We start from the raw sequence: 7,058 nt of genomic DNA on the forward strand, positions 1-7,058 counted from the left end.
TTCCAGGGTCCCAATGACGCACTCTTCCTCCACCAGCCCAACTGCTGACCGCACCCCGGAAACCGCCGATACCCGAGGGCAGGTGCCGGCGCCGGACCGTTCTTCGACGGCGGTGGCCGTAGGGGCGTTTTCCATGGCGGCAATTGTTGGGCTGTTTGCGTTGATCCTGCACACGTTCGCGCAGGACTCGCCCCGGCTTGGTCCCGTGTACGCAGGTTGGCCGGAGGCTGCAGCAGACTCACCGCTCCCGGCGTTGCGTTGGTTCCTGAGTGACATGACCGAGCCCTTGTTCTTCGCGTCGGATCTCGCCGCCCTCGGTCTCCTGGCCGGGGCGGCCGTGGCATGGTTGACCGCAAAGCGGGGGAGGACCTGGGCGGGTTCGATCGGCTATGGGACGGGCCTCTGGCCGTGGGTGCTCGCGTCGGCGTCGCTGAGTTTGCTCTTGTCCAACCTGGCGTTCGGATGGATGCTCGACGACGGGTGGCAGCCCACGTTCGTGCCATTTGTTTGCGTCGCTCCCGCAATGGTCATTCTGTATGGAGGCGGTTGGAAGACGTGCGCCACCGGCGCCGTCCTGGGAGCGGCCACCACAACGCCCTTGGCTTTGCTGCTCATTCCCGTGGTGTCCGGGCCCCTCGGCTTGCCCGTGGTGGTGGCAAACGTCCTCGCGATGTCCATAGGCTCCGTTGCCTCGTTCATGGTGGCAAGGCGGTTGCCGTGGCTTGGCCTGCGGGAGCCGGACCTGCCAGCCCAACAGCACCGGCCGCCGTCGAGCGTTCACCGCACTTTCCGCGACGACGCCGGATGGGGTGCGCGACGGGTGCTCAAGGACTTCACCGAAACGCACTTCTTTGCCAACGAAATCGCCGGAGCCGGCGTGATCCTGGCCGCGGCTGTGGCGTTCGTCCTTAACCCGGGATTGCCGTCCTACGGTTCGCAGCTGTTGCCCCACATACTGTTCGCCCAGGCGCTGACCTCGGGAATCGGCGTCGTTCTCTGGCTGCGCTGGTACCGCGACGGCGGGTGGGCGGCAACGTACGCATCTGTAGTGTCCGTTGCCCCTGCCGCCGTGCTGGCCTACGGGGGCTCGTGGTCCTCGGTGGTCGGTGGGGCCGTGCTGGGAGCCGTCCTTGCGCCGCCGATCGCCCGGGTGGTTTCAGCCAGGCTGCCTGCCGGTTTTCACCCGGTGATCGGGAACACCGCCGCCATGGCAGTGTCGACGGCGGTTGCCTTGCCATTGCTTGGGCTGCTGCCCCACTAGGGCCTGGGAGGTCTTAGTCGGCGGCGAGGGTCCCAGTCGGCGACGCGGGTCTCAGTCGGCGGCGAGCAACGCCTGGGGGGCTGCCTGCTTCATCCTGGTTTGCAGCCAGCGGAGCTGAACCTGCGTGTCCTGGTGGCATTCCTCAACGATGGTGAGCAGTTCCTGGTCGCGAAGGGCCGAACCCGCCTGGTGGATCATGGTCCACGTGACGTCCACCAGGCTGGCTAACAGATACAGGTCCTGCAGATCCCGGAGCATGCCAACAGGCCCACTCCGCGTCCCGGACAAGCCTTCTGCGTGGAGCCGCTCGGGTTCGTCATCCGAGGTTCCTTCGCCGTAGCGCTCAACCACGGGCAGCAGGAGCTCCTGGTGGTGGTCGCACTGTTTGGCGAGGCTCTGACACAGGAAATGGATATCAGGTTCCGCACCGTGGCCGGAGGAAACCTGCCGGAAGGATTCTGCGAGGGTACGTTCGCCCTTGTGAAGGAGCCCTAGGTAGAGGTGAAGGTTCACAGCGGCCCTCCTGCGGGACGTGAAGCTGTGGTGTTCGGTGCAGGGGCCGGGCCGTTTCCGCTTCGAATTTTCTCCACGTTCACTGCCGCATTCTTGAAGATCGGTTGTTTGGATACGGGGTCCCACTCGGTGATGGTGAGCTCGTTCGCGGCTGTTGCGTGCGGTTGGCCGGCGCCATCCTGCGAGGAATCCCAGTAACCGTAGTGGAAGGGGGTGAAGATCGTTCCTTGGCGGACGCCGCTGACGCGGACCGGCGCCTCGATCATGCCTCGTCGTGACGTTACCCGGACAATATCGCCTTCCGAGATGCCAAGCGCTGTGGCGTCCCCGACCGACAACTCCACCCACATCCGCGGGGCGGCAGCGTTCAGCTGCCGTGAACGCGCCGTCTTGGTGCGGGTGTGGAAATGGTAGGCGGTTCGCCCTGTGGTGAAACGGAGGGGGTAGTCATGGTCGGGTTCTTCATGTGGTGGATGATATTCAGTGGTCTTCAACCAGGCCCGGCCGGAGGGTGCGTCGGCGCGATACTTTTCTTCCCCGACCTCGGCTCCCGTCAGGAGGTCATGGCCATAGTTTTCGCAGTAGTCCGGGTCGCTGGGGAAACGGGCGTCGCCGTAAAGGCGGGTGGTCCCTTCAGGATGCTGGTCGTTGCATGGCCAGGGGATGCCGCTTCCGCCGCGGAGCTTGCCATAGCTCAGGCCGGTGTAGTCGCACGGCCGTCCACGTGAGCATTCCTTCCAAGCCTCAAAGGCTTCCTCCGGCCCCTGCCACGTCAGCAGCGGATCGCCGCCCAGCGTGGTGAAGCCCATGCGCCGGGAATAGTCCAGGAAGATATCCAAATCGCTGCGCGCGTTTCCGGGAGGTTCCACGGCCTTCTCGGAGAGGTGGACCACCCGGGAGGCATTGGTGAAGGTCCCGGTTTTTTCGCCCCATGCCGCGGCAGGAAGGACGACGTCGGCCAGCTCGGCCGTCTCTGTCAGGTAAAGGTCCTGAACCACCAGGAACAATTCCGGCTTGGCCAGGATCTGCCTGATCCGGTGAAGCTCCGGCAGCGATACTGCGGGATTGGTTGCCGAAACCCAGAGGAAGTTGATGGAGCCTTGCTCGGCATAGCGGAAGATTTGCATCGCATGCGTGGGTGGTGCCCAGTGCGGAATGATCGCAGGGTCCACGTTCCAAAGGCCTGCCAGTTCCTCGATGTGCTTCTGGTTTCCCCAGTTACGGAAGCCCGGCAGGTCGCCGTCGGCCCCGCATTCCCTGTTGTTCTGGGCGGTTGGCTGCCCGTTCATCTGAAGCAGGCCCGCACCCGGCCGGCCGAGCATGCCGCGCAGCAGGTGCAGGTTGTTGACCTGGCAGGACGAGGCCGTGGCCTGGGAGGACTGGTAGAAACCCTGAAGGACGGTGGACAGCACGTTGTTGGAGGTTCCGAAGATGCGCGCCGCTGCCCGGATGTCGTCTGTATTGACTCCACACACCTCGGCCGCGGCCTCCGGAGTCCATTCCTCCACGGTCTTCGCCAGTTCCGGGAACCCCAGGGTGTGCTGGTTGATGTACGCGGAATCGTGCCATCCGTTATGCAGGACTTCGCGGACCAGGGCGTGCATCAGGGCCAGGTTGGTCCCCGGGCGGACGGCCAGGTGCACATCCGCGTGACGGGCCACCTCGGTGTTCCGGGGGTCCACGCATACCAATTTCGGCGGGGTGGGACCCTCGAGCCGGTCCAGGATCCTTGACCACAGGACGGTTTGGGTCTCAGGCATGTTGTGGCCGTACAGGAAAACCGCATCGCAGCTGTCGATGTCTTCGTACGCCCCCGGCTGGCCGTCAGCCCCGAAGGTCTCCTTGAGTGCTGTCGCCGCGGTTGCAGTGCAGAGGCGGGTGTTGCCGTCCATGTGGGGCGTTCCGATGCCGGCCTTACCGATCACGGCCAAGGCGTAGTACTCCTCGAGGAACAGTTGGCCGCTGGTGTAGAAACCGTGGCTAAGGGGTCCTTTGTCTTTCAGGAGCTTGGCGCTCTGGTTCGTGATCCGGGTCATCGCCGTGTCCCAGTCTGTTTCCACCAGGCGCCCATTTTCGCGGATGAGGGGTTGGGTCAGGCGGTCTTTGTTGGCTACGCCCTGCCAGCTGGCGAACAGCCCCTTGGGGCCGAGGCGCCCCTTGTTGACCCTGTCCTGCGTCCGGCCACGGATTCCCACCATCACGCCGTCCTTGACCGCAATGTCGCACCCGCAACCGTTGCTGCAGAGCACGCAGGCGGACTGGACCCAATGATCGACGTCGGCTTCTGTCAGGTCGCCGGCGAGGGCGATGTCCGCGCGTTCCGGCCACTCGCTTCCACCCGGGAACGGGGTTCGGGTCCCCCAGATATCGGCGATGCGATCCACCATGGTTCCACCTCTGCTTGCTGTACTGCCTACTCCAGAATTATCAGCATGCTTAGCATTCGTCCAGTGGCTACGGTGCTTTATCCGCTGGCTACGGCGCTTAATCCGGTGGGATGGTGGGATTGTGGCCCCGGTCAGCCGCCAACGTGATGGATCGTGAAGGCGCTCAGGAACCCGACGGCGGCCGTCAACCCTGTGAGGTTGTGGTGTTCTTCAAACGCCTCGGGAATCATGGTGTCCGCAAGCATGGCCAGGATCCCACCGGCAGCAATGGCGGTAATGAAGGCAATGACGCTCTCCGGGGCGTTCTCCAGTGCCGTGTAGCCGATCAAGGCGGCCAGCCCACTGAAAACTGCGATGGCAATCCAGGTGCCAAAAACATACGCCGGTTTCCGCCCGGCCCTCTTCATGCCGGCAGTACTGGACAGGCCCTCGGGAACGTTTGAAATGAAGACAGCGGCGAGCATGGCCGGGCTGACCGCGCCCCCGGCGAGGAGTCCGACACCGAGAACCACAGATTCGGGGATGCCGTCAACCAGCGCCCCAATGGCGATGGCAGTTCCACTGCCGGGGCTGTCCTTCTCGGATGGCTGCGTGCCGCCGGATCGCTTCCTGTGCTTAGCTCCGGCGCGTGCCAACAGAACGTTCGAGCCCACAAAGATCAAGGCACCCAGGAGGAACCCAAGGACAGTGGGGATCAGCCCGCCGCCTTGGACAGCTTCGTCCACCAGCTCGAAGGCCAGGGCGGAGATCAGCACACCCGCACCGAATGCCATCACCGTGGAGACAATCTTGGGCGGTACTTTCCACAGCCAGGCGATGCCGGCCCCAAGGACCAAGGCGCCACCCGCCAGCGTTCCCCACAACAAAGCCTGCAGCCACATCGGCATTTTGTCCCTTTCCACGGCTTCTACGGCCATTCACATGCATCAAGCAGTGTTTCACACGGGGTTCGTGGCGTTTGGGGAGTCTTGAGTTTTTCCTGAGGAAGTGTTGCGGGTTTGCAGGATTTGTTCTTGATCCTGCCCCGGCACAGTAGTTCTTGTCAGCCAGTCAGGCAGACACCAAAGAACAGGCCGGCCGGTCTCACGGTGGCCCACCGAAAGGACACTGATTCCCATGGCCATCAGCCTCAAGACCACCTCCGGCAAGATCCTCGCTTCCGTCGCACTGGTCGGCACCGCAGCCGCCGTCGCCGGAATGGGCACCTACGGCGCATTCACCTCCTCGACCTCCGCCTCCCAGGCCGTCACCGCCGGCACCGTCACCATCGCCCTGGGCACCGGAGCCGCGAACACCCTCAACGTCCCGGTCACCGGCATGCTCCCCGGCGACAAAGCCGAAAAACTCGTCACCCTGGCCAACACCGGCAACTCCGACCTGAACAACGTCACCCTCACCACCTCCGCCGGCGCCACCGCCTCCCTGCTGACCACCGACCCCACCAACGGACTGCAACTGACCATCGAGAACTGCTCCGTAGCCTGGACCGGTACCGCAGCGCCCTACACCTGCACCGGAACCAAAACCACCGCCCTGGCCAACGGCCCGGTCATCACAGCGAACAAGGTCCTGAACAACCTGACCTCCCTGACCTCCACCAAAACCGACAACCTCAAAGTCACCACCACCCTGCCCGCCACCGCAGACAACACCTTCCAAGGCGCCACCTCCACCCTCGCCTTCTCCTTCACCGGCACCCAACGCACCGAAACCACCAAATAACACCCAAGCAGTAACACCAAGAACACCCAGCAACCCCCGCCGGGTCTGATCGGATTCACTACCCCAGCCCGATCAGCCCCGGCCGCGGGGGTGGACTTTTCCAGAGTTCGGGCATGGCCTGCGGTGCCTAAGCCGGCGGAGTCTGAGGCCCCAAGTGTCCGAGCCCGCAGCGTCGGAGCCTACGTCGTCGGAGGCCCCAAGTGTCCGCGCTCCCAGCGTCAGAGCCCCAGCGCCGCCAGCGTCAGAGCCCGCAGCGTCTGAGGCCTCAAGTGTCCGAGCCTGCAGCGTCGGAGCCGCGGGCGTCCGCACCCCCGGCGCCCTAAAGCCTCGGTGACCCCCCGCAAGAGAAACACCACCAAGCCCCGCCGGGCCTGGTCGGGCGCCCCCCTGCCCGATCAGGTCCGCCGGTATTTTTCGTTGGTCCCTTGTATTCCTGAGCCAGACTTGAGTATTTTCCGCAGGAAAGCCTGAGCGGGGCCAGACAGACTCATCTACAGACTCCTCGAGAGAAGTCGCACCATCCCCGAAAGGAACGCCAGGACATGAGCACCCTCACCAGCATCAACGGACCAGCCCTCCATGGCCGGCGTTCCGCCGTAAAGAGCACCCTGGCCGGGGTCGAGAACCAGCCCGCCGCCGTCGCCGTCGTCCCTTGCGCCCCTGAGGCTGCCCCTGTGAAGCAGGCCGCAGCAGACGCACCGACACTAACGCCGGCCGCTGTGCAGCAGGCCGCAGCGGCCGCACCGAACACCCGCACTGCCGGTACGTTCCGTCGCGTCGCCGGTAAAACAGCCCGGGGAATCGGCGCCGGCATGCTGGTCCTCGCCGCCCTCGTGTTCCTGTTCCTCGCCATCGGCCCCCGCGTCCTGGGCTACCAAACCTCCACCATGCTCACCGGCTCCATGGCACCCATGATCAACCCCGGCGACATCGTCGTCACCGTCCCAACCCCCATCACGGACATCAAAACAGGCGACGTCATCACCTACCACATCCCGGTCGAAGACCAACGCGTGGAAACCCACCGCATCACCGAAATCACCCCCACCGCCGACGGCGGCACAGCAGTCCAAACCAAAGGCGACGCCAACAACGGCATCGACCCCTGGATCGCCACCCTCCAAGGAACCACCGTGGACAAACACGTCGCCACCATCCCCGGCGTCGGCAACGCC

The 7,058-nt window shown here is 64.5% G+C and carries 6 protein-coding genes; 3 read left to right on the forward strand and 3 right to left on the reverse strand.

The annotated features are described in order from the left end of the window. The first annotated feature begins 13 nt into the window (after nucleotides 1–13). On the forward strand, nucleotides 14–1,261 hold the full coding sequence (locus BLQ01_RS21975) for a hypothetical protein (protein ID WP_254779571.1): 1,248 nt from the start codon (nucleotides 14–16) through the stop codon (nucleotides 1,259–1,261). A gap of 51 nt (nucleotides 1,262–1,312) precedes the next feature. On the opposite strand, the gene BLQ01_RS21980 is transcribed toward BLQ01_RS21975, so the two are convergent. The 3 genes from BLQ01_RS21980 to BLQ01_RS21990 all read right to left on the reverse strand — a co-directional run bounded on the left by BLQ01_RS21980 (nucleotide 1,313) and on the right by BLQ01_RS21990 (nucleotide 5,048). Then, on the reverse strand, nucleotides 1,313–1,774 hold the full coding sequence (locus BLQ01_RS21980; RefSeq protein ID WP_091554432.1) for a hypothetical protein: 462 nt from the start codon (nucleotides 1,772–1,774) through the stop codon (nucleotides 1,313–1,315). Next, the gene (locus BLQ01_RS21985; protein WP_091554435.1) at nucleotides 1,771–4,161 is read right to left on the reverse strand and encodes a molybdopterin oxidoreductase family protein; all 2,391 of its coding nucleotides are present in this window, start codon (nucleotides 4,159–4,161) and stop codon (nucleotides 1,771–1,773) included. Before BLQ01_RS21985 ends, BLQ01_RS21980 begins: the two co-directional genes overlap by 4 nt. Before the next feature lie 131 nt (nucleotides 4,162–4,292). Continuing rightward, on the reverse strand, nucleotides 4,293–5,048 hold the full coding sequence (locus BLQ01_RS21990; protein ID WP_091554449.1) for a ZIP family metal transporter: 756 nt from the start codon (nucleotides 5,046–5,048) through the stop codon (nucleotides 4,293–4,295). Between the two features lie 229 nt (nucleotides 5,049–5,277). On the opposite strand from BLQ01_RS21990, the gene BLQ01_RS21995 reads away from it, so the two are divergent. After that, nucleotides 5,278–5,883, forward strand: coding sequence for a TasA family protein (locus BLQ01_RS21995; RefSeq protein WP_091554438.1), 606 nt, complete (start codon nucleotides 5,278–5,280; stop codon nucleotides 5,881–5,883). A gap of 542 nt (nucleotides 5,884–6,425) precedes the next feature. Further along, a partial coding sequence (locus BLQ01_RS22000; RefSeq protein ID WP_091554440.1) for a signal peptidase I occupies nucleotides 6,426–7,058 on the forward strand: 633 nt, incomplete at its 3' end.

This window comes from Arthrobacter sp. UNCCL28 (genome assembly GCF_900102805.1).
Lineage (GTDB): Bacteria > Actinomycetota > Actinomycetes > Actinomycetales > Micrococcaceae > Arthrobacter > Arthrobacter nicotinovorans_A.